The organism is Paenibacillus caui (assembly GCF_019904135.1).
Classification (GTDB): domain Bacteria; phylum Bacillota; class Bacilli; order Paenibacillales; family Paenibacillaceae; genus Fontibacillus; species Fontibacillus caui.
Window position 1 is genome coordinate 58,459 of the sequence record NZ_JAIOGQ010000003.1, and the last position, 20,502, is coordinate 78,960.

At 48.6% G+C, this 20,502-nt stretch carries 22 protein-coding genes, 2 tRNA genes, 1 pseudogene and 1 other annotated feature; of the genes and pseudogenes, 16 read left to right on the plus strand and 9 right to left on the minus strand.

What is annotated here, in order from left to right; all coding sequences use genetic code 11:
• Positions 1–7 precede the first annotated feature (7 nt).
• Together K7397_RS02690 and K7397_RS02695 are read left to right on the plus strand one after the other, a co-directional pair.
• Positions 8–874: a YitT family protein gene (locus tag K7397_RS02690; protein ID WP_223066403.1), complete on the plus strand. Its 867-nt coding sequence runs from the start codon at positions 8–10 to the stop codon at positions 872–874.
• Between the two features lie 268 nt (positions 875–1,142).
• Positions 1,143–2,960: an APC family permease gene (locus K7397_RS02695; protein ID WP_223066404.1), complete on the plus strand. Its 1,818-nt coding sequence runs from the start codon at positions 1,143–1,145 to the stop codon at positions 2,958–2,960.
• Between the two features lie 74 nt (positions 2,961–3,034).
• On the opposite strand, the gene K7397_RS02700 is transcribed toward K7397_RS02695, so the two are convergent.
• On the minus strand, positions 3,035–3,220 hold the full coding sequence (locus tag K7397_RS02700) for a hypothetical protein (RefSeq protein WP_223066405.1): 186 nt from the start codon (positions 3,218–3,220) through the stop codon (positions 3,035–3,037).
• 149 nt (positions 3,221–3,369) lie between these two features.
• On the opposite strand from K7397_RS02700, the gene K7397_RS02705 reads away from it, so the two are divergent.
• The 7 genes from K7397_RS02705 to K7397_RS02735 all read left to right on the plus strand — a co-directional run bounded on the left by K7397_RS02705 (position 3,370) and on the right by K7397_RS02735 (position 8,410).
• Positions 3,370–3,513, plus strand: coding sequence for a hypothetical protein (locus K7397_RS02705; protein ID WP_223066406.1), 144 nt, complete (start codon positions 3,370–3,372; stop codon positions 3,511–3,513).
• 264 nt (positions 3,514–3,777) lie between these two features.
• Positions 3,778–3,863, plus strand: a tRNA-Leu gene (locus K7397_RS02710).
• Between the two features lie 100 nt (positions 3,864–3,963).
• Positions 3,964–4,614 (plus strand): ribonuclease H, encoded by a 651-nt coding sequence (rnhA, locus tag K7397_RS02715; RefSeq protein ID WP_223066407.1) that lies wholly within the window; start codon positions 3,964–3,966, stop codon positions 4,612–4,614.
• A 55-nt stretch (positions 4,615–4,669) separates the two neighbouring features.
• Complete coding sequence (locus K7397_RS02720) at positions 4,670–5,098, plus strand: hypothetical protein (RefSeq protein WP_223066408.1); 429 nt, start codon at positions 4,670–4,672, stop codon at positions 5,096–5,098.
• 125 nt (positions 5,099–5,223) lie between these two features.
• Complete coding sequence (locus K7397_RS02725) at positions 5,224–7,113, plus strand: Ig-like domain-containing protein (protein WP_223066409.1); 1,890 nt, start codon at positions 5,224–5,226, stop codon at positions 7,111–7,113.
• A gap of 267 nt (positions 7,114–7,380) precedes the next feature.
• A complete protein-coding gene (locus K7397_RS02730) occupies positions 7,381–8,187 on the plus strand; it encodes a ComEC/Rec2 family competence protein (protein WP_237690625.1) in 807 nt (268 codons plus the stop codon).
• Between the two features lie 10 nt (positions 8,188–8,197).
• Positions 8,198–8,410, plus strand: a complete 213-nt coding sequence (locus tag K7397_RS02735; protein WP_337926665.1) for a DUF3006 domain-containing protein — start codon at positions 8,198–8,200, stop codon at positions 8,408–8,410.
• 90 nt (positions 8,411–8,500) lie between these two features.
• Here K7397_RS02735 and manA read toward each other — a convergent pair whose 3' ends face one another.
• The gene (gene manA / locus K7397_RS02740) at positions 8,501–9,445 is read right to left on the minus strand and encodes a mannose-6-phosphate isomerase, class I (protein WP_223066412.1); all 945 of its coding nucleotides are present in this window, start codon (positions 9,443–9,445) and stop codon (positions 8,501–8,503) included.
• 419 nt (positions 9,446–9,864) lie between these two features.
• Between manA and K7397_RS02745 the strand changes: the two genes are divergently transcribed.
• Positions 9,865–10,443: an LOG family protein gene (locus K7397_RS02745; RefSeq protein ID WP_223066413.1), complete on the plus strand. Its 579-nt coding sequence runs from the start codon at positions 9,865–9,867 to the stop codon at positions 10,441–10,443.
• Between the two features lie 182 nt (positions 10,444–10,625).
• Here K7397_RS02745 and K7397_RS21270 read toward each other — a convergent pair.
• Positions 10,626–10,751 (minus strand): annotated as a pseudogene (locus tag K7397_RS21270) (Crp/Fnr family transcriptional regulator); the annotation flags it as partial.
• Positions 10,752–11,333: 582 nt separating this feature from the next.
• Here K7397_RS21270 and K7397_RS02755 point away from each other — a divergent pair.
• Positions 11,334–11,765 carry a CBS domain-containing protein gene (locus K7397_RS02755; RefSeq protein WP_223066415.1) on the plus strand — a complete coding sequence of 144 codons (432 nt, stop codon included), beginning with the start codon at positions 11,334–11,336 and terminating at the stop codon, positions 11,763–11,765.
• A 150-nt stretch (positions 11,766–11,915) separates the two neighbouring features.
• Here the strand turns inward: K7397_RS02755 and K7397_RS02760 are convergent, their stop codons facing one another.
• The 4 genes from K7397_RS02760 to K7397_RS02775 form a co-directional block, all read right to left on the minus strand.
• A complete protein-coding gene (locus K7397_RS02760; RefSeq protein WP_273545564.1) occupies positions 11,916–12,314 on the minus strand; it encodes a DUF4352 domain-containing protein in 399 nt (132 codons plus the stop codon).
• A 196-nt stretch (positions 12,315–12,510) separates the two neighbouring features.
• The gene (locus K7397_RS02765) at positions 12,511–13,203 is read right to left on the minus strand and encodes a ferric reductase-like transmembrane domain-containing protein (protein ID WP_223066417.1); all 693 of its coding nucleotides are present in this window, start codon (positions 13,201–13,203) and stop codon (positions 12,511–12,513) included.
• Positions 13,204–13,218: 15 nt separating this feature from the next.
• The gene (locus K7397_RS02770) at positions 13,219–14,172 is read right to left on the minus strand and encodes an FAD:protein FMN transferase (protein WP_223066418.1); all 954 of its coding nucleotides are present in this window, start codon (positions 14,170–14,172) and stop codon (positions 13,219–13,221) included.
• A gap of 2 nt (positions 14,173–14,174) precedes the next feature.
• Complete coding sequence (locus tag K7397_RS02775) at positions 14,175–14,885, minus strand: DUF2271 domain-containing protein (RefSeq protein WP_223066419.1); 711 nt, start codon at positions 14,883–14,885, stop codon at positions 14,175–14,177.
• A 531-nt stretch (positions 14,886–15,416) separates the two neighbouring features.
• Between K7397_RS02775 and K7397_RS02780 the strand changes: the two genes are divergently transcribed.
• Complete coding sequence (locus K7397_RS02780; RefSeq protein ID WP_223066420.1) at positions 15,417–15,968, plus strand: hypothetical protein; 552 nt, start codon at positions 15,417–15,419, stop codon at positions 15,966–15,968.
• Positions 15,969–16,063: 95 nt separating this feature from the next.
• On the opposite strand, the gene K7397_RS02785 is transcribed toward K7397_RS02780, so the two are convergent.
• Positions 16,064–16,136, minus strand: a tRNA-Val gene (locus K7397_RS02785).
• 125 nt (positions 16,137–16,261) lie between these two features.
• On the opposite strand from K7397_RS02785, the gene K7397_RS02790 reads away from it, so the two are divergent.
• From K7397_RS02790 to K7397_RS02805, 4 genes are all read left to right on the plus strand, one after another.
• Positions 16,262–16,516, plus strand: a complete 255-nt coding sequence (locus K7397_RS02790) for a hypothetical protein (protein WP_223066421.1) — start codon at positions 16,262–16,264, stop codon at positions 16,514–16,516.
• Between the two features lie 88 nt (positions 16,517–16,604).
• The gene (locus tag K7397_RS02795; protein ID WP_223066422.1) at positions 16,605–17,048 is read left to right on the plus strand and encodes a GNAT family N-acetyltransferase; all 444 of its coding nucleotides are present in this window, start codon (positions 16,605–16,607) and stop codon (positions 17,046–17,048) included.
• Between the two features lie 84 nt (positions 17,049–17,132).
• Entirely contained in the window at positions 17,133–17,375 is a 243-nt protein-coding gene (locus K7397_RS02800) for a DUF3892 domain-containing protein (protein ID WP_223066509.1), read from the plus strand.
• A 116-nt stretch (positions 17,376–17,491) separates the two neighbouring features.
• Positions 17,492–17,717, plus strand: a binding site (T-box leader).
• A gap of 46 nt (positions 17,718–17,763) precedes the next feature.
• Entirely contained in the window at positions 17,764–19,686 is a 1,923-nt protein-coding gene (locus K7397_RS02805) for an arginine--tRNA ligase (protein WP_223066423.1), read from the plus strand.
• 25 nt (positions 19,687–19,711) lie between these two features.
• Here the strand turns inward: K7397_RS02805 and K7397_RS02810 are convergent, their stop codons facing one another.
• Positions 19,712–20,446, minus strand: a complete 735-nt coding sequence (locus K7397_RS02810) for an MBL fold metallo-hydrolase (RefSeq protein ID WP_223066424.1) — start codon at positions 20,444–20,446, stop codon at positions 19,712–19,714.
• Positions 20,447–20,502: the final 56 nt, after the last annotated feature.

A 20,502-nucleotide genomic window follows, 5' to 3' on the forward strand; every position in this document is an offset into this window, starting at 1 on the left:
TGTAGCAATGGTACATAAGCACAGGAAACTATCGATCGGAGAAATCATAACCCGGTTTATTTTCATTACGGCGGGCGCCGTTTTAGCGGGTGTAGCCCTTGGTATTTTCCTCGTTCCGAATGATATTATTGATGGAGGCATTACGGGGATTTCGATTATGCTGGACCAGGCGACGAGCCTTCCGCTCGGCCTGTTTCTTTTTGTGATCAATCTGCCCTTCCTGATCATCGGGTACAAGCAGGTGGGTAAGACTTTTGCGGTTTCTTCCCTGTACGGCATCTTGATTTTGTCGATTACGACCACGTACTTGCATCATGCGAAAGCGTTTACGAACGAAACGATTCTGGCCGTCCTTTTCGGGGGGCTGCTGCTCGGCCTCGGCGTCGGTTTGGTGCTAAAATTTGGAGGTTCCACGGACGGTGCGGAGATTCTGGCGATACTGATTTCCAAGAAAACCAATGTCCCGGTCGGACAAATCATTCTTATCATTAACGTAATCATCTTTATCGTCGCCGGATTTTATCTGGGCTGGGATTCGGCCATGTATTCCATTTTCACTTATTATATCGCTTCCAAAGTTATGGACATTGTGGTGGAAGGTCTTAACGAATCGAAATCGGTCACGATTATTTCGAAAGAGTACGAAGAAATTTCGCAGGCGATCATGGATCGGCTGGGCCGAAGCACCACCTATCTGTACGCCAGGGGCGGCTATACGAAAGAAGATACCCAGATGGTTTATTGTGTAGTGACCCGCCTTGAAGTGGCCAAGCTAAAAGCCATTGTTCACGATATTGACAAAAGCGCCTTTATGGCGATCGAGCATGTATCGGATGTTTCCGGCGGAAGCTTTACCAAGAAAAGCATTCATTAAACTTGTACTTCAGGAACACTCAATGCGTGAAAAGCCTGATCTTCCTTTCGTAGAAGGAGGACAGGCTTTTTTTCATGCATACTGTGAAGAAAGTAACAGCATTTTGGAAATATTAAGGGTACCTTGACACAGGGTTCCAGGTTACGGCCAAGGCCATAAATCAGATTCGGAAAATATTTTAAAAACAGTTGAAAACCCCAGCGAATTAAGCAATAATAGCAATTGTTTTCAAAATGTCACTTGTGTTGTAAAGGATGATGAGATTAGCATGTTTGGAAAAATGAAACGGCTTCTAATCGGGAGGCCAAGAAAGTCGGCGGAGCTCGAAGCGGAAAAGCTGGGCAAGCTTAAAGCGTTAGCGATTTTGTCCTCCGATGCGTTGTCGTCTGTTGCTTATGGTACCGAGCAAATTTTGATTGTGCTTGTGGCAGCCGGTTTTACTGCCCTCTGGTACTCGCTTCCGATTGCCGTTGCGGTTCTCGCTCTGCTTGCCATTTTAATCGTATCGTACCGCCAGACCATTTTTGCCTACCCCACGGGCGGCGGTGCTTATATCGTTGCAAAAGACAATTTGGGCAAGATATCCAGTCTGGTTGCAGGCGGCTCGCTGCTTGTCGATTATATATTGACCGTTGCGGTCAGTTCTTCCGCAGGCACGGATGCCATAACTTCGGCCTTTCCTGCCCTGCATGATTATCGCGTAACCATTGCTTTATCGATGATCGTGATTCTTACAATTTTGAACTTAAGAGGCGTTACCGAGTCAGCCAGTATTTTGGCCGTTCCCATTTATCTGTTTGTTGTGGCCATCTTTGTTCTGATTGTATGCGGAATAATTAAATATTTCACAGTCGGCGCTGCGGCAGCTCACGCTGAATTCGGCTCGGTGGTATCAAGCGTTAGTCTGTTTCTGCTGCTAAAAGCGTTCAGCTCGGGCTGTTCGGCATTGACCGGTGTCGAAGCCGTTTCCAACGCGATTCCCAACTTCAAGGAGCCTGCGCCTAAAAATGCGGCCAAAACGCTCATGATGATGGGGATTATCCTAGGCGCGATGTTTTCGGGCATTACACTGCTGGCCTACTGGTTCGGCATTTCGCCGGAGTCCAAATCAACGGTTGTTTCCCAAATTGCGGAAGCGACGTTCGGGCGCGGCGTTATGTATTTCATTGTTCAGGGTGTGACTGCCGTCATTTTGTTCCTGGCCGCCAATACGGCATATTCAGCGTTTCCGCTGCTTTCCTTCATGCTGGCCAAAGACAAATATATGCCGCATATGTTCATGGTTCGCGGAGACCGCCTGGGTTTCTCCAACGGCATTCTGTTTCTGAGCGTTCTGTCGGCCTTGCTTGTCATTGTATTTCACGGGAATACCGAAATGCTGATTCCGCTTTATGCCGTAGGCGTGTTTATCCCGTTTACGCTATCGCAGGCAGGCATGATGGTAAGATGGATCCGTCTTAAGCCGCAAGGCTGGATGGTCAAATTGTTTATCAATACGGTAGGCATGCTGACGACCCTGATCATTACCCTGATCTTTATTTTCACCAAATTTCAACAGGTATGGGTAGCCTTTATTTTTCTTCCGTTTGTGGTGTACCTGTTCTACAAAATCCGTGTTCACTATGATAATACGGCAGACCAGCTGCGGATTGATCTACGGAACGAGAAGCCGATTACAAAAGGAAATACGGTTATTATTCCGATTTCCGGCATTACCCGGGTCGTGCTGAATACGGTCAGCTACGCAAAGACGTTATCCGATAATGTCGTTGCCGTTTATATCGGCTTCGATGACGAGTCCATTCAGAAAATGGAACAGAAATGGGCGGAATGGGATCCGGGAATCCGCCTCGTCGTTCTCAAATCGAGATACCGGAGCATCATGCGCCCGTTATACAAATTTATTCAAACCGTAGAATGGAAGATCGCTGCCGAAGATCATGTGACGATCCTGATCCCGCAATTCATTACGAAGCACTGGTGGGAAAATGTGCTGCACAATCAAACGAGCATCATGATGAGGGCGTTTTTCATCAGAAATAAGGAAGTCATAGTTACAACTGTTCCTTTCCATTTGGACCGTTAAACGAACAACAACAGCCGGGCAAGAGAATCTCTCTCTTTAGCCCGGCTGTTGTTTTAGGCAATGCTTAAATGCATTTAGGAGTTTGATTTGTTTGCTGTGTCCGGATCCTCCGGTTTGTCCGTCAAATCCTCCTGGATTTCATTCATCATGTCCCCTACGGCCTCTTCAATATAATCGGTAGGGGCGGGCCTTTCGGGATCCGGATCGGGAAGGGAATCGAAGCCGGGCTCCTGATGAAGTTCTTCGTTCTTGTGATCCATGGACGAACATCCTTTCTTCGTTCTGATATCGGTATGATCTCGGCAAGGCGGCTGCTCAGTTTTTTAGCCGACCGGCAGGCATATACCCAAGCGTATCCTCGAATTCATCATATTTTATGATATATCCACAAACTAAAGGAGGAATTCACATGGGTGGCGTTGTTGGTGGAGTCGGCTGCGGTCCGGTCGGTCCGGTCGGCCCAGTCGGCCCAGGCCATTTCTGGACTTCGACAGGTACGATCCTGGTACTCTTTATTCTGTTGGTCATTATTACCCGTTCCTTCTTCATTTAAAAATAGCGGTCGAAGACAAAAAGGCGGTCCTTACGGACCCGCTTTTTTGCTTTTATGCCCGTATTTTCTCACCGGTTGCGAATTCTGATGCTTGAGCAGCTCCGCTCCCCCCTGAGAAATAACCACGTTATTATGCTTAACAGCTTTTTCTTTCATTCATGCAGCTTTCCAAAAAAAAGGGTTGATCTTGACCTGGTTTATGGATATAATAATTTTTGTGACATTTAAAAGGTTGTCTGCTTCAGGCGATGTACCTGAATCCTTGCCGGGGTGGCGGAATTGGCAGACGCACAGGACTTAAAATCCTGCGGTAGGTGACTACCGTACCGGTTCGAGCCCGGTCCTCGGCATAATCTATAAATCCTCCTTTACCCGAACTGCCTGCTGACCGGCAGATTGGAGTAAGGAGGATTTTTTTCATATAATAAGCTGTGTTAGGAGTTGAACCAGGTGGCAGGACAAAAATATTATGTGGTATGGGAAGGCAAAACGCCAGGTGTTTATAGCAGCTGGGCGGAATGCCAGAAGCAGACCAGCCAGTATCCGAATGCGAAGTATAAATCTTATTCCTCCAAAGTGGAAGCGGAAGCGGCCTACAAGGCAGGCTGGAAGGGGAACTGGGGCTGCGGAGCGCAGAAGGGTGGAAGAGGCACGGCAAGCGCCAAGGCGGCAGGTAGTGGGTTTGCTTCGGCTGAAATCAATTACAACAGCATTTCCGTCGATGTGGGAACACGCGGAAATCCCGGGCCCGTGGAATACAAGGGAGTCGATACCGCTTCGGGAGAAGTGATTTTCTCGGTCGGGCCGATCAGCAAAGGAACCAACAATCTCGGAGAATTTCTGGCTATCGTACATGCCCTCGCGCATTTGAAGAAAACGGGCAGCGACAAAGTGATTTATTCCGATTCCGAGAATGCCATCAACTGGGTCAGAAAGAAGGCGGTATCCACGACTCTGGTCCGGGACGACTCGACAGCTGAAATCTGGGGCCTTGTTGACCGGGCGCTAAACTGGCTGCACAGCAACAAGTATGAAACCCAAATACTGAAATGGCAGACAAAGCGGTGGGGAGAAATCAAAGCGGACTACGGCAGAAAGTAAGCAATTGAAGCTTTTCTTTTGCCTTTGGGGACGGAAGTTAAAGGAGATGAACGGATTGGAGTTTGAGAAATGGATCGGTCGCCATGTCACGGTTTTTCGCATCAATGACGACCGCACTTATTCGGCGCGTGTTGATGGCTGGGATCCGGAAAAGGGACGTCTGCAGCTCGGTCCCAAACCGGTTTATATTTCGGCTGACGATATATTGAAGATTATGCCATCGGAGCCTGGCCCTTTTCGAAGGGGACCGGCAGCAGGCGTTTCGGCACATCCTCATTCCGTAGGCTATGTGCTGAACGACAGCCTTCAATATGAGAACGCCATTCTTTTCCGTTCCCCCGTGACCGTATGGAAAGGAGACCGGGTCATCCGCTATCGGGCGATTATCGTAGCCCATGACAAAGTGGAAGTTACGCTGAGAAGCGGCGAAAAGCTGCTTAAACAGGAATACTGTTTTGTCGCCAGATCGATCCGCGGAAATTAGGTCTTTATGTCTATTTTTCAAGGAAAATCATGTAAAAGGTAACAAATATGAAGATTCATGTCGATAAAAGTACATAGGTTTGGGTAATTAGACCGAACACGGAAAGACAAAAAGGAGCGACACGAATGATTGGAAACAGGAAAGTGATGAAATGGTTTCTTTCAATCGTTTTAATGGTATCGACCGTTATTCCAGCCAATGTCTTTGCAACAACGGGGGATGTGAACTCGATCCGGTTTGACAACGATCGTGATATTGTTCTAACCGTCAACGAGACCACGGAACAGCTTCGCGTCATTGCGGAGATTGAAGGGGCATCAGACAAAGATGTTACCAACGATACGGCCTGGTCCTCATCGAACAGCAGTATTGTCAAGGTAGAGGGGGGATTGCTGACCCCGGTGTCCAAAGGTACGGCGACAATCAAGGCTGACTACAAGGGCCTCTCTGCCAGTGTGAACATAAAGGTCACGGCTCCTTTCGGAAGTCTCGGCTTCGAGACGGATGACGATCTGGAGATGGTTTCCGGCGGTTCAGAACAGCTTAAAGTCACTACAAGAAATACAGACGGTACGGGACAAGTGGATGTTACCGACAAGGCCGAATGGTCTTCCTCCAACACTTCGGTTGCCAAGGTGGAGGACGGCAAAGTAACTGCGCTGACGTTGGGTAAGGCGACGATCACGGCATCTTATTTGGGAAGCACGGTCCAGAAGGATGTTTATGTCCGCAATCCGTATGAAGCATTGATTCTGAAAGATACGGATTTTGTGAAAAATGCAGTTCTGTTCCTGAACGATAACAGCAAACCGGTTACGGCGTGGGTCAAAAGCTCTAGCAACAGTTCCACAGAGGTGACGGCTGAAGCGGAATGGAAATCTTCCAATCCTCTGGCTGCAGCAGTGAGCGCAGGGGTAATCACTCCGAAATCGGCTGGAACGTCAACGATCACGGTTTCTTACCTCGGAATCAGCAAGGAATTCCAGGTAACGGTTTATTCAACGGTTACGAGCTTTAAGGTTGCGTCCGAAGAGCTGGATATGCTAAAAGGTGATTCCGAGTCTGCTCCCAAAGTGACTGGCACCCTTCTAAACGAGGAAGAGCAGGACTTCACCAGAGTCGTGCAGTGGAAATCGGGCAATGAGGCGGCAGTGACAGTGGACGGAAGCAAGTTTAAAGCGGTGGATACCGGAGCAGCTGTTTTGACCGGAACGATCGGTTCCAGAACGGTTGCTACCGTTACAGTTAAGGTGTCGGAGAAAGTGCTTCTCCTGATGCCAAGCGTGGAAAGCTTTCAACTGATTGCCGGCAAGACGGCTTCGCTGCCTGAAGTAACCGCTGTGTTTGGGAATGGGGATGAAGAGGATGTCACATCCAAGATGGAGTGGTCGCTATCAGGGGCGAGTGCGGTGATCAAGAACGGCTCAATGAAAGGCTTGGTGAGAGGCAGCGCGATATTAACCGGCAAGTATTCGAACGGGACGGTAAAAATACCGGTCACGGTTGAGCCTGAAGTTATAACCGTTGTCATTGATCCGCAGACTGCCATGTTGAACATTAAAAGGACAAAGAGCATCAAAGTCAAAGGCTTTTACGCGGACGGCAAGTCCGTTATCCTTTCCACCAAAATGAACTGGATTTCCTCCAACCCGGCTGTAGCCGCAGTCAGCAATTCAACCGTAAGAGGAGTAGCTGAAGGAACGGCAACGTTGACGGGAACGTACCAGGGGAAAGAATACAAAGTAACGGTCAATGTCGTTCCCAAACTGACGAAGCTTACGGCCAGCGACAAAAGGCTTGCTCTATCTCCGGGCAGCAGCAAGGCTGTTTCCGTAACGGCTCTATATGATACAGGCAAAACGGAAACGGTAACGGGCAGTGCAGAGTGGACAAGCAGCAATACGTCGGCAGTGAAGGTCACAGCCGGCAAGATTGAGGCCATAGCTAAAGGGGCCGCAACAGTTAAAGCGAAATTTGGCGACAAAACCATAACGATCTATGTATCTGTAAAATAAATATTTTCACAGGTAAGGTCCGCTTCCTTGGAGAGGCGGACTTTTTTTGATGGCGTCTCATGACGGCGTAATTTGTCGTTTTATTGCGGAAAGGTCAAAATTACGATATACTATAAAGAACATACGTTCTTAATACATACATAGAAGGATTGTGCAGCCATGTTTCTACATCGACAAGCAAATCATCATTCCAGTTTGAAAAGCTTTTCTTTAAGGTTTATTCTCCTGCTAACCGTCTTGCTAATGCTGTCGGGATGTTCTGTCAGTTTGCCGGGTGATTCTAAGTCTGGAGCGCTTCATTCGGAGAATGGGGAAGGCAAGCTCAGAGTTATCTTTTTGGATGTCGGGCAGGGGGCCTCCCAATTGCTGATTGGTCCAACGGGGAAGACGATGCTGATTGATGCCGGCAACAACGACAAGGAACAGGTTATGCTGAACTATTTGCGCCAGTATGGAGTGACAAGGCTGGATATCGTCATGGGGACCCACCCGGATGCCGACCATATCGGGGGCCTGGATAAGGTTATTGATTACGCGGACGTCGGCAGGATTTATATGCCTAAAGCGGCTTCGAATACGAAGACCTTCGAGTCTGTGCTGACTTCGATCAAGCGGAAAGGACTTAAGGTGAATACGGCCAAGGCAGGGTTAACTCTGGATTGGGAAGATGGAGTAAGGGTAAATATGCTGGCTCCTGTGAAAAATTATGACGACGACAATGACAAGAGCGCTGTTGTGAAGGTCGTCTATGGCAGTACTTCTTTTCTGCTCACCGGTGATGCCGAAATCGAAAGCGAGAAGGATATGATCGCATCCGGAGCCGACCTCAGGGCGGATGTTCTTCTAGTGGGGCATCACGGTTCCAAATCCTCGACATCCTCGCAGTTTCTCAAGGCGGTACATCCTCGGTATGGCATTATTCAAGTAGGCAAAGACAATAATTACGGCCATCCGACAAAAACGATACTGCAGCGCCTGAAGAAGCAGGGAGTCGAGGTTTATCGAAATGATCTTCAGGGGACGGTCGAAGCAGATTCTGACGGATCTGAACTGCATATTACAAGCGAGAGGTGAGAGGGTTTTTGTGAAAGGGATTTTGGAACGCTTCGAAGGTGATTACGCCGTTATCGAAATCGATGGGATGATGAAGGATATTCTTCGGGCGCAGGTTAGCCCGGATGCTTGTGCAGGAGATGTAATGGAATGGAACGGGAAACAGTGGGTAACCGATCCGGTGGCCACAGCTTCAAGAACTCGCAGCATCCAGAAGCTGATGGACGATGTCTGGAACGATTAGGTTTTCGAATATGGATAGTGAAACAGGGTATCTCATGATTTTCAAGGCTCTGGGAGATGCCCTGTTTCGCTGTTTATACACATAATGAAATCATTCCCAGGAAACGATAAGCTGAAGCTTGCCATGGAGTTCATAAGGACCAAAGTCAACCGGCAAAATAAAATGGTCTCCTTTGCGAACCGTATAGGACTGGCCATTCGCCTTTAATTCGCCCTCACCGTCAATAGCGCTAAAAATTTGGTACTTCGCGCTCGGGTCAAATGAGGTTAGTCCGGCAACCTCCCACTTTTGCACGGTGAAGAAGTCATTGGATACATAAGTGATTATTTGTGTGCCGTCCTGCTGAACCGTTGTCTGTTCTAAAGGCACAAAATGCTGCGGGATGGTCGTCACATCAATCGCTTTTTCGAGATGGAGCTCCCGGGACTTGCCTGCGCTGTCTTTGCGGTCATAATCATAAACCCGGTAGGTCGTGTCCGAGCTTTGCTGCGTCTCCAGGACGACAATGCCCTTGCCAAGCGCGTGGATCGTTCCGCTCGGAACATAGAAGAAGTCGCCGGGCTTGACGGCGATTTTGGACAGAAGCTCGTCCCATTTGCCATCCTTAATCCAGCGCACAAGCTGCTCCTTGCTTGCGGCTTCATGTCCGTAGACAATCTCGGCTCCGGGCTCGGCATCGACAATATACCAGCACTCCGTCTTGCCCAGCTCACCGTTCTCATGATCGCCGGCATAGGCATCATCAGGATGGACCTGTACGGACAAATCGTCGGATGCATCCAGCAGTTTGGTCAGGAGCGGGAACACGGCGGAATCCGAACGGAACAGCTCTTGATGGTCCGTCCATAGTTCACCAAGCTTGAGCCCTTCGTATTTTCCATTTCGGACAGCGCTCTGTCCGTTAGGATGTGCGGAAACGGCCCAGCACTCCCCGGTGTGGTCACTCGGGATCTCATATCCGAACAATGTCTTCAGCTTCGTTCCGCCCCAGATTCGCTCTTGAAATACGGGATTCAGAAAAATGGGTTCCTTCATAAGGGACTGCCTCCTTGTATACGAGACTTCTAACTTTACAAAACTTGGCGTTATTATCCTATGTAAAATAACATTGTGTTCAGTGTAGCACGTTTTAGATGGATAGCATATGGCCCGGCCAAAGAAAATATCGATGCAGAAAAGAAATGGCGGAAGCCGCGGTAGAGCTGTTGTGGTCTTAAGCCGGAGCGCCGGGTGGCAAAAGAACAGCGGAGCAAGCGAGCGTCCAAACGTAAGGGGGGCCTTCCCGGTTCTAACATAAACATTACTGGATATAGTAAAATATAAATTATAGCTATATAAGTTGCTAAAGAACAGCGATTGTAAGAACTATCCATCTTTGTAGTGACACATGATTCAATCATTCTTTCAAACTTATATAGCAAGTAATCATCACTAAGGAACGGGAGTTGAGCGGAGTGCAATCCGTTTGTGTTTTTGCTGGGAGCCGCCTTGGCATTCATCCGGAATATGTAGATACAGCGGTGAGTTTGGGCCAAACGTTGGCCCGTGCCGGCATCCGGCTTGTCTATGGAGGCTCGCGTAATGGTTTGATGGGCTATGCGGCCAATGAAGCTTTGGCATGCGGCGGTGAAGTGACAGGTATTATGCCTACAGGGCTGTTTAAAGCCGAGATTGTCCACCGCGAATTGACCGAGCTGATCGAGGTAAGCGGAATGCATGAGCGAAAAGCGAAGATGGGGGAATTGTCGGATGGGTTTATTGCTCTGCCGGGCGGAATCGGAACCTTTGAAGAGCTGTTTGAAGTGCTGTGCTGGTCCCAAATCGGACTTCACCGAAAGCCGGTCGGACTGCTTAATGTCCGCGGATATTATGGTCCGCTGCTTGAACTAATAGGGCACAGCATCCGTGAGGGATTTTCGGCTCCGGCGAGCCTGAGTTCCATTCATGTAGCGGAGGACCCGGTGACCCTGCTGCAGATGATGAATATGCACGAAGCCGGAATACCGGATAAACAGTGGGAATGGAAGGGCTAAAATGGCTATGTTTTATACTAAAAGGATATCCTCTTGAGCCGAATTTTTCAGCCAGGAGGATATCCCTTTTGATTTTCAGGTTATGCATTATGTTTTGTTTTGATAGGGGTCGGTGTTTTTGCAGGATCTGCAGGGCCACCATGTCTGAACAAATTGCGGAGGAAAGGAAGAACCCAGCGATGAAGAATATTAAAGAACTTCACTCCAGGCAGCGACGCATGTTCCAGAAAAGCGGCCCACCAACCTTGGACAGCGGGATGTTCGCCGGTGCTTTTTGCAATGGCTCCTTGAAGGAACCCTGCGGCGTCAATATTTATTTGGATCGCGGAAGAAGGGAGTGTACGGGTTTGTAAAAAAAACCGGACCCAGTGGACCCGGTTCGTACCGCATGCTACAGCAGGCTTATAACCAGCAGCTCATACAGTACAAGGGGAAGGATGGTATTGTAGTAATAGTAAGAAGGGTAATAAGGGTAATAAGGCGGGTAGAGGGCTCTGTAGCCGGGAAGCGCTCCGGGGCATTGTAGTTTGAGGCGACACTTTTAGGTAGAGATGTCCTCCGTCCAGCGACACCAGAGTGCCTTCATAAACGTGTCCATCCATAGTTTTAACACGGATCGGACGGTTTAAATATTTGCCGCAGGATTCATATAACTGGTCCCGAACGCCTTTCATGGACTCTGCCGCATTCGGATGAAGCTGATAAATGACCGAAGCCTGAGTAGGAGTTACAGACATCATTGACGACCTCCAAATTATTCATGTAGATATGGCAGTCTATGCAAAAGCCCAGTCAAAGGTGAAAGCGGAAGAGCCTCCCGGCTTTTTTTCAAGCTGGCGAATGTGAAACCGGAATCCGGGCAACCTAAAATCCGAAAGGAGGGGATGTACATGAAAAAAGTCAGTGAATTTATGACCGATGACATTGTAACGGTAACCCCGCAGGATAACATTTTTGAAATTGCCGTTAAAATGAGAGATAACGACACCGGGTTTATTCCGGTCGTGGAAAGTCCGGGAAGCGAGAAACTGGTCGGGGTCGTAACAGACCGTGACCTTGTGATCCGCGGCTATGCGGAGAAGCACTCCGGGTCCTCTTCCGTCGAAACGGTCATGACCAAAGGAATTCGGACCGCTACTCCGGACATGTCTGTGGATGAAGCAGCAGAGCTCATGTCCCAGCAAAAAATCCGCCGTCTGCCTGTCACGGAAGGCGACCGGTTGATCGGGGTAATTTCCATCGGCGATTTGGCCGTTCACAACATTTTTGTGGATAACGCCGGCGATGCGCTTAGCGAAATCTCTGAGCAGCACTTACACTGACCTATCGCAGCAATCTCCCGGAAAAAGTTTCACTGCCCGGCTTGCGCCAGGCAGTGAACTTTTTCTTGCTAAAAAATCACCTAAAGCTTCATTGGGAGGGCAATGTCTGCTTCAAGGGGACAATCTGGTGAAAGAGAGCAGAGCTATTGATTATTTCAAGCTCCAAATGGCTTGACCGTTTGTTAAAGGATCGGAAAAAATAAACTCCAATCCTTTTGCACCCTTTGGAACCTCATAAGCGACCTGACCTCTTAATTTGCGACCTGCCGGGACGGATCCGTCCAGCTGATTATTAATGAAGGTTACGATCGATATGTTGTATTTATAGCCATCGCTGTCCGCAAGGCTTGTATTCATGACGGACGAAACCACAGTGTCCTCTGTGCCTTTGTTTTCAACAGTTACATCGATAACTTTATAAACATTCCCTTCCGCAGGTTTCATGAGATCGTCTCCACTGTTGTCTTTCACAGAATTCAAGGTGATTACCAAATCATTAAAAGTTACCGAGTCGCCGACTCTATCAGAACTAGGAAAATATATCCACAAAAATAGACAAAATCACACAATTTGCCTTGAATATAGGTCTAAATGTCGATTTTAGGCTGAATTATGTAAAAATGACGAAGGCTCTCTTTTATGTATCCCGCTCAACATAGTAAACAACCTTGAAGCCAACGGCCTCAAGGTTGTTCTCGTGCAATCTGCAGTAGGCTCGAATCACTCGAACTACTTGCCCGACCAGTTAAGAATGAAATCTCATGCTATTTTTTTCACGGACATGCTGACCGTGCTGCGCTCTCTTCTTCAGGCTGCTGATCATGGTCACTTGTGCAATCATCAGAGCAAGCACCGTGCAGAAAGTAACGACGTACATCGAAAAAATCCAGATTTTTCTCGTATCCGTGCCCCCCATCATTCCGTGAGCAAGCGCGAAAATAAAGAGAATGTAGGCCGAAAGGTGAATGGCGCGCCACAGTTTGACGGACATTTTTGCCCTCAGATCGGTCGTGGTAACGACGAACAGAAGTCCGTACAGAGTCAATGTCCCCAGCCCGTAGATAAACGGTTCTTTGGGTCCTGTGAACGGGACGATCAGCTGTCCCCAGGAAAAGGGAACATAGGCATCAATCACGAGCAGCATCGGATGCAGCATCGCCAGAAAAACGCCGCCAGTGTTGGTCAGAAAATGAAAATCTCTAACCCTGGATCGGATTTTTTGTTTCCCTTTCCAGATCGGCATGCCGTATGTAATTCCAAGGCATATTCCAAGAAACAGCAGCAGGTAAGCGGTAATTCCGAGTGTCCGCGTGATCACCCATGTTGGAACGGTTGAAAGCGGCGATCCGGAACGGCGAACCATTTCTATAAAAATGGCGTAGATCATGATGAGGGCAATGACGGTTATCCATTTTAACGGTTTGTGCTTATGTTCCATGAAAAAATGCTCCCTTCATGATCCATCAAGTGTGATTTGCTTTGACAGATCCGCTTCATCCAGGTATTGGTCAATATTCAAAGAGGCTGAAAGCCGCCCCTGTTGATCGACCAGAATATAGGCAAGCTCAGGTTGGCGTAATCTTAACCAGGAAGGGCCTTGTTCGCTACCCAGAATCAGCAGACATTTCGCGTAGATTTCACATGGAACAAGCGTCCGGCCGATTACAGTCGCTTGAACAAGGTCCGACTCGGCGGGAAGCCCGGTGCGCGGGTCGATGATATGATGCATTTTGCGTCCATCCAGCTTCCAGCTCCGTTTGATAACGCTGCTTGTAGCGACGCCTGCCTGTTCCTTCAACTGCAGCCTGGCGATTGTTTTGTCATCCGAATAGGGATGCGCGATGCCGATCAGCCAAGGTTCTCCGGAACTCCCGCTTTTCCAGGACATGATATCGCCGCCAGCGTCGATTAGTCCTTCCTTCCGTCCTTTTTTCATCAAGGACGCAGCCATTTGCTCCGCACTCCAGCCTTTGGCGATTCCGCCAAAATCGAACAAACATTCGTCATTAATATTCACGGTCCGCAGGTCCAGGTTGAACCGAATCGGTTCTACGAATCCCGTAGGATTATCAACCGGGTCATCGGTCCGCGCATTTTCCCGTTCTACTTTTTCAAAAGATTGCCCGTAGCCTGATCCTGACAGCGTTTTTCCCAAAAAAGGAGTAAAAATACCGCCAGTCTCTTCAAAGTAATGAAGAGATTCATATACAAGATGCGCAAAAAGCTCGGAGACTTTTGTGGCCTCTCCTGCCTTCCCGTTCACAAGACTGAGCTCGCTTGCAGGCAGGAAGCGTGAAAATTTTGCTTCAATGAATCGGAACCACTGGAACACTTGTGCCGCGTCCTCAGCGCTCAGTCCGGCGGTCAGGATGCTGGTGTTCATCGCCCGGATTTGGAATGTCGCCATTCTCAGGATCCTCTGGTTTGAGTGACCGGTTCCTGCTGAGCGGAAGCGATGCTTGCCCCTGGCTTGAATCCTGCGCTTACATTTTCCAGAAGCGTTCCTTGGGATTCAGCATCTGCAGGTTTATATTCGACTTTGGCTTTCGTCTCACCGGCGAAATCGCTGCCGACAGCGATTTCGCCGGTGTAAATCACGCGGTTTTCCCAGAAAATATTGCCTTCAACTTTATAAACGTAGGTTCCGGGATCGACCGCCTGGCCGGACTCATCCGTGCAATCCCAGTACACGACATGCATTCCCGGTTCCTGCTCGGGAAGACTGACTCGCTTGATTTCATTTTCCGAAGCATTCTCCCAGTTTGCCGCTTCGCGCCATTCCGGAAGGCTTTCCGGTCTTGTTCTGTAACCGCCATTCGCCGTAAAGCTCGATGCGCGCAGCGTTTTTACATAGTTGCCCTGGCTGTCTTCAATCCAGATTGCAATCTGATTGCTGGCAAGCCTGTCCAGATGGTAAAGCTGGTAGTGGATATCGACAAGTCCCAGCGTTTTTACGCTAGGGGTGCTGGTTGTAGCTGAAGCATCATTGCCGGAAGAAGCAAGGTTCACAGGAGGGGAGGCGGAGAAAGGATTATCTTTGTGAGCAAAAGTGGACATGCCTGAGATGATGATTACCCCTGCGCCAAGGGTTCCGACAACGGGGATCAGCACTTTTTTCATGGATGATCACTCCAATACATTGCTTTTTTTGTCAAGCACGAACGGCGGGATCACAATCAACAATGAACTTTACTCGTAGTATAGTATCAATAGATAAAGTTGGCAAAATCCATTGAAAATCAATGTTATTCTTATGAAAATATTGTACCAGATGAACGGGCATCATTCTGTTAAGGATTTATGGTATGAAGAAAATAAGCGGAGGCAATACCGAATTTCGTCTTAAAATCCGCGCCACGCAAGTGTTTGAGTACGGATTTTTCATTTCTTTCTTCCTGATTTTTTTGTAATATAATTACATAAAACACTGAGGGAGGATGGAAATGTTAAAATTTATAGGGATTATACTACCAATTTTATGTGCGATATTTGTTGGATATATAGTATATCTCGTAATCAAATTACTTAGAAAATATACGAAATAAAACCACTCAGTTTTCGGGAAATAGTAAACCATTTTGAAGGCTTATTTGAGCATATAAATCCACCTTTTTCGTGGTAAAATTTAGAGAAAATGGTAGGGGTGATCTTGTGAAAAAGTACATGCTATACTTGACTTTTATAGTGACTATAATTTTAAGTGCATGCAGTAATATAGATTTCAAACCGGACACATTTTCTCAAGACGACATGGGTATTGTTCAAATCGATAGCGGAAACAAAGTTATTTATGGAATGAGCAGGACAGAAGCTGAAGATATATTAGGAACAGGTGACAAATCTGCATTAGGAATGATTGATTATAAATCTGGAGTTTCAGTATTTTATAGAGATGATTCAGTTGCAGGAATTGCGTTACGTGAGCATTCGAATGGTCACTATAAAACAACTCGTGGAGCTGAAATAAAGATGCTTAAAGGCAAGATAAAAAAAATGTATGGAGAAAAGCATGCCATCGACCAGACTCCATTAAACTTGGATTATGCTTATGACAGTAAAGAAGGCAAGTTCTTGAATAAGATATCACCTAAGTCAGAAGATGATGCGAAGAGTACATATGTGATTTCTGCAATATTCAATTCAGACGGATATGCCGAACGTATAATGATACTTGATAGTGAATTCGCAATTTACCTGAAGTAAAATCAGACCCCGATTAGACCCCAAAAGACATTTTTAATAGTACTTTCAAGAAAGAAAAACCCTTGAAGCCTCATGCCTCAAGGGTTTTTCTCGTATGATCTGCAGTGGGCTCGAACCACTGACCCCCACCCTGTCAAGATGGTGCTCTCCCAGCTGAGCTAGCAGATCAAAATAAAGGGAACAAGTAATATGATATCATCCCGATGGCTAACTGTCAAACAGATTTTGCGTATAAACCTCCTATCCGCGGCAACAATGGATATTGAATTTAGCCGTGCGAGGGAGGGTCCGCAGTGAACAATAGCTTGAAGAAAAAGAAAACGAAGCGCATCAGTATCATTTCCGTTTCCGTCAGGGCAGTGCTGGGAGCAGCGCTGTGCGGGCTGATTCTTTCAGTCCTAACCGGCTGCGGGGCGATGAAGCCAAGTGAACAGACGCTTCAAATGCAGATGCCGGAATCTTCGACGGACCTGCCGATGATCGATGATGTGTACGGATCTTCCGTAGAGTCGGACGTGTACAACCCGGACAGATTAAGACTGCCATAAGAACGGTAAACAGCCGATGTATGCATGCCGGTCATTTTTTTGTATAATAATGCGGTTAAGTACTTGTACATAGGAGGTTATTCGTTTAATGGCCGCTGTGATCATACCCGTTAGAACAGAAGAACAGCTTCAGAGCTGTCTGGATATCCGCAAGGAGGTTTTTGTCGAGGAGCAGCAAGTTCCCATCGAGCTGGAAATCGACGAGTTCGACCGCATCAGTCCGGATGCCCATCATCTGCTGATTGAGCAAGACGGCAAAAATGCCGCAACCGGAAGAATTACCTATTATAAGGATAACGCGGCGAAAATGCAGCGTATAGCCGTCCGGAAAGAGTTCCGCTCCCAGGGCATCGGCCAAGTTCTGATGCTGGCGCTCGAGGAGCTGGCCCGCGAGCTTGGCTTTGAGAAAGCCGTTCTGGACGGGCAGCTTCATGCCGTACCGTTTTATGAAAAGCTTGGTTATGAGGTGGCCAGTCAGGAACCGTTTGAGGATGCGGGCATTATGCATCACCGAATGGAGAAAAAGCTGTAACGGCTTGAATAAGCTATCCATTTCCGGACATCATAACGCTATCCTGCAATTGAAGGAAATCCACATCAAGGAGCTGTGATGATGATGGCTTTACCTACAAGAGAAACCTTTATAGCAGTCCGGAAAAATGGAGACGGCGATCTGACCGCCTTCAAGACGTCCAGCGGGCGCGTTCTTGCTTATGAAGATGCGCTGCGCGAAGTACAGAGCGGGGCAATAGCCGGCGTCAATGTATTCAAAGGCCGGGACGGGGAATTTTATATCCGCGGGGACGCGGATGGCGATCCGACCAACAATCTGGACTCGCTTCCGACATTTGATTCCTGAAACTTGCCAGACATCAGTTTACAAAGCAGAGCGTTTCCGGTTTGTCCGGGAGCGTTCTTTTTTATCTTGATGCTTGATTTTTTACGCTGTTCTCTCTATAATGATTAGAAATTAATGCAAAATCGAAGATCGGGAGAGTAGCTGTATAGCGGAAGTTCAAGAGAGCCGGAAGGGTGGGAGCCGGTACGGAAGCTGTAGTGAAACGGACCCGGGAGATGGGCTGCCGAACTATTGCGGCGTAGGCTGCCCCGGAAACAAACCGTTATTTGTTCAAGTGGTCGGACCATGGAAGGTCGGACAACAAGAGTGGTACCGCGAGCAATCCCCGTCCTCGTCTCTTTTTGGAGACGGGGACTTTTTGTTTTTTTATGAAGGAGGAAGTACGGGGATGTTAAGTCAAAGAATTTCGGATTACATCGAAACCGGTTTGAGGAGGTGGTTAACGGCTTTAGGATATGATGCGCCTGACGTGCATATTCAGGTGGAGACGCCGGCCAGGTTAGAGCACGGGGATTACTCCACGAATATAGCGATGCAGCTTGCCAAAATGCTTAAACAGCCGCCCCTCAAAATTGCTCAGGAAATCAAGGCCGAGCTGGAGCGCAGCGGTGGAGATCCGCTTGTTCGGAAAATGGAGGCGGTGGCTCCCGGTTTTCTGAACGTCTATGTCGACTGGAATCATTGGGCCTCAGGGAAACCGGAGAGCAAAGCGGTGCCTGTCCGGAAAGTTGTGGTGGAGCATACCTCCATCAATCCGAATAAATCAGCTCATATCGGCCATCTCCGCAACTCCTGCATCGGCGATACGCTGGTGAGGATGCTGAGAAGAAGCGGTGCCCAGGTTGAAGTTCACAATTATATCGATGACCTGGGGAACCAGCTCGCGGACACGGTTGTCGGCCTTCTGCACACGCCTGTAACCGGAGATTACAGCAGGTTTGGTGACTTCTGCTGGGACGTCTACTCGAAGCTCCATAAGCAGTTTGAAACTCGTCCCGAGCTGCTTGAGGAGCGTACGAATGTCCTCCATGCGCTGGAAGAAGGGGACGGCAATCTCGCCTGGACGGGGACGATTACCGCCGAACGGATTGTACGCGAGCATCTCGAGGAAATGAAGCAGTTCGGCATCCATTATGATCTGCTTGTCTGGGAAAGCAGCATCGTAAGGGAAGGCTTCTGGAATTCGGCTTTTGAGCTGCTGAAGCAAACTCCTTATTTTCATAAAGAAGCCGAGGGAAAGCTGGCGGGGTGTTGGGTACTCAAGCAAACCGAGCGGTCCGGGGACGGGGAAAAGAACCCCGTGCAGGAGACAGATCCAGTTTTGCCCCTGACGAACACTTCTGCGGAGGAAGCGGGAGACTCGGCGCACAGCAAGGATAAGGTGCTGGTTCGCTCGAACGGAATCTTGACTTATACGGCCAAGGATATTGCTTACCACCTGTGGAAATTCGGGCTGCTGGACAACGATTTTTGCTATAGCCTGTTTCAGGACGGGGTTTGGTCCACCGTAAGGAAGGGAGCAAGCCGGCAATTCGGCAGGGCGGACAGCGTCATCAATGTGATCGACCACAGGCAGGAATATCCGCAGGCGATGGTGAAGCAGGCGCTCGAACTGCTCGGATACCGGGAACAGGCAAAGGGGCTGCGCCATGTAGCTTATGGCGTCGTATCGCTGAGCAGGTCAGCGGCAGCGGAGCTTGGAATAGATACTTCGGACGGAAAAGCCTCTTATGCCATGTCAGGCAGACAGGGCATCGGCATGAAGGTATCAACGCTGCTGGATAAAATGGAGCAGGTGATAGAAGACAGCCGTTCTGACCATACCGGCCTTTCCAGCCGGATGATTGCGGCCGCTTCCATCCGCTTTTACCTGCTGCGGTACAATTTGCAGACCGAAGTGGTGTTTGACCTGCAGCAGGCGACCGAAATTTCAGGGAACACGGGCGTGTATTTGCTGTATACCTATTCCCGCTCCCTGAGCGTTCTGAACAAGGGCGGCGCAACTCCGGAGGCGTTACCGGCAGTTCCTGAGAAGCTGCCGGCGTTCGAGCAGCCGGAATATGCCTTGATCAGACAAATTGCAGCCTGGCCGGATGTGCTGGACAAGGCATGCCGCGAACTGACACCCAATTTGATCTGCAGCTACGCTTACGAGCTGTGCGCCCTGTTCAACAATTTTTATGCCGCCTGTCCCATCATCAAAGCGGCTGACGACCTGCGTTCTTTCCGGCTGTGGCTGGTCAGCGAGTTTAATGCTGCTTTGAAAGACGTTCTGGAAACCCTTGGATTGCCTGCTCCAAGCCGGATGTAACCGAAGCCGCAAAACGCCGGGCTTGCTACAGCTCATAAATCTGATGCTGCTTGAGAAAAGGCATACCGGATGTTTTGCCCTCGAAGTCAGTGAATTCGTCGCCGTAGTGCATAAGCGATATAAGCGACCGGATATCTTCCGGCAGGGATTTCAGCTCTTCCAGCGTCGTATGGACTTCACCGGGCCCGATGAGCTGGCATTCATGAAAAATCCGTTTTACCCCGCGTTCATAAACGAGCTTTTTCAGCAGCTCCGGCTGAAAGGTCATATCGGCGCTGTAGAAAATATCGCCGTTCAGCACAAGTGAGTAGCTGTTCTTGCCGGTGATATGCGGGGTGCGGATTAATTGTACGGTGAGGGAAGGAAACAAGCTGTAGATATTCCCCTCCTGAAGCGGCCTTACTTCGAAAAAATCGGCAAGCGTGTTCATATTTTCCTGGCTCATGCCCCCTTTGAGCGTATGGTCCCAAAGCGGCTGGACCAGAGATTCGGCGATATAGAGAACAGGCCGGCGCTTATACACATATTTCATCTGGAAGGCGAATTCTTCAAGCCCGCCAACATGGTCAGCGTGGATATGCGTAATGAGGCAGGCATCAATCTGCCCCCAGTTTCGGCCAAGCTCGTAGAGAGAAACGGGTGCTGTAATCCCGCAATCGATCAGCAGGGTGAAATCGTTGCTATAAACAAGCGCGTTGTTGTTATAGTTTGTTTTGGCGAATGCGTTGCCCGTTCCAAGCATTTGCAGTTGCAGTTCCATGAGAAAGCCTCCTAATAAACAATCTTGTGCTCTATCCGAATAGTAACATAAAAAAT

Coding starts and splice junctions, on each gene's coding strand:
- K7397_RS02690 (WP_223066403.1), top strand. CDS start 8: ATGGTACATAAGCACAGGAAACTATCGATCGGAGAAATCATAACCCGG.
- K7397_RS02695 (WP_223066404.1), top strand. CDS start 1,143: ATGTTTGGAAAAATGAAACGGCTTCTAATCGGGAGGCCAAGAAAGTCG.
- K7397_RS02700 (WP_223066405.1), bottom strand. CDS start 3,220: ATGGATCACAAGAACGAAGAACTTCATCAGGAGCCCGGCTTCGATTCC.
- K7397_RS02705 (WP_223066406.1), top strand. CDS start 3,370: ATGGGTGGCGTTGTTGGTGGAGTCGGCTGCGGTCCGGTCGGTCCGGTC.
- K7397_RS02725 (WP_223066409.1), top strand. CDS start 5,224: ATGATTGGAAACAGGAAAGTGATGAAATGGTTTCTTTCAATCGTTTTA.
- manA (WP_223066412.1), bottom strand. CDS start 9,445: ATGAAGGAACCCATTTTTCTGAATCCCGTATTTCAAGAGCGAATCTGG.
- K7397_RS02755 (WP_223066415.1), top strand. CDS start 11,334: ATGAAAAAAGTCAGTGAATTTATGACCGATGACATTGTAACGGTAACC.
- K7397_RS02765 (WP_223066417.1), bottom strand. CDS start 13,203: ATGGAACATAAGCACAAACCGTTAAAATGGATAACCGTCATTGCCCTC.
- K7397_RS02770 (WP_223066418.1), bottom strand. CDS start 14,172: ATGGCGACATTCCAAATCCGGGCGATGAACACCAGCATCCTGACCGCC.
- K7397_RS02775 (WP_223066419.1), bottom strand. CDS start 14,885: ATGAAAAAAGTGCTGATCCCCGTTGTCGGAACCCTTGGCGCAGGGGTA.
- K7397_RS02795 (WP_223066422.1), top strand. CDS start 16,605: ATGGCCGCTGTGATCATACCCGTTAGAACAGAAGAACAGCTTCAGAGC.
- K7397_RS02800 (WP_223066509.1), top strand. CDS start 17,133: ATGGCTTTACCTACAAGAGAAACCTTTATAGCAGTCCGGAAAAATGGA.
- K7397_RS02805 (WP_223066423.1), top strand. CDS start 17,764: ATGTTAAGTCAAAGAATTTCGGATTACATCGAAACCGGTTTGAGGAGG.
- K7397_RS02810 (WP_223066424.1), bottom strand. CDS start 20,446: ATGGAACTGCAACTGCAAATGCTTGGAACGGGCAACGCATTCGCCAAA.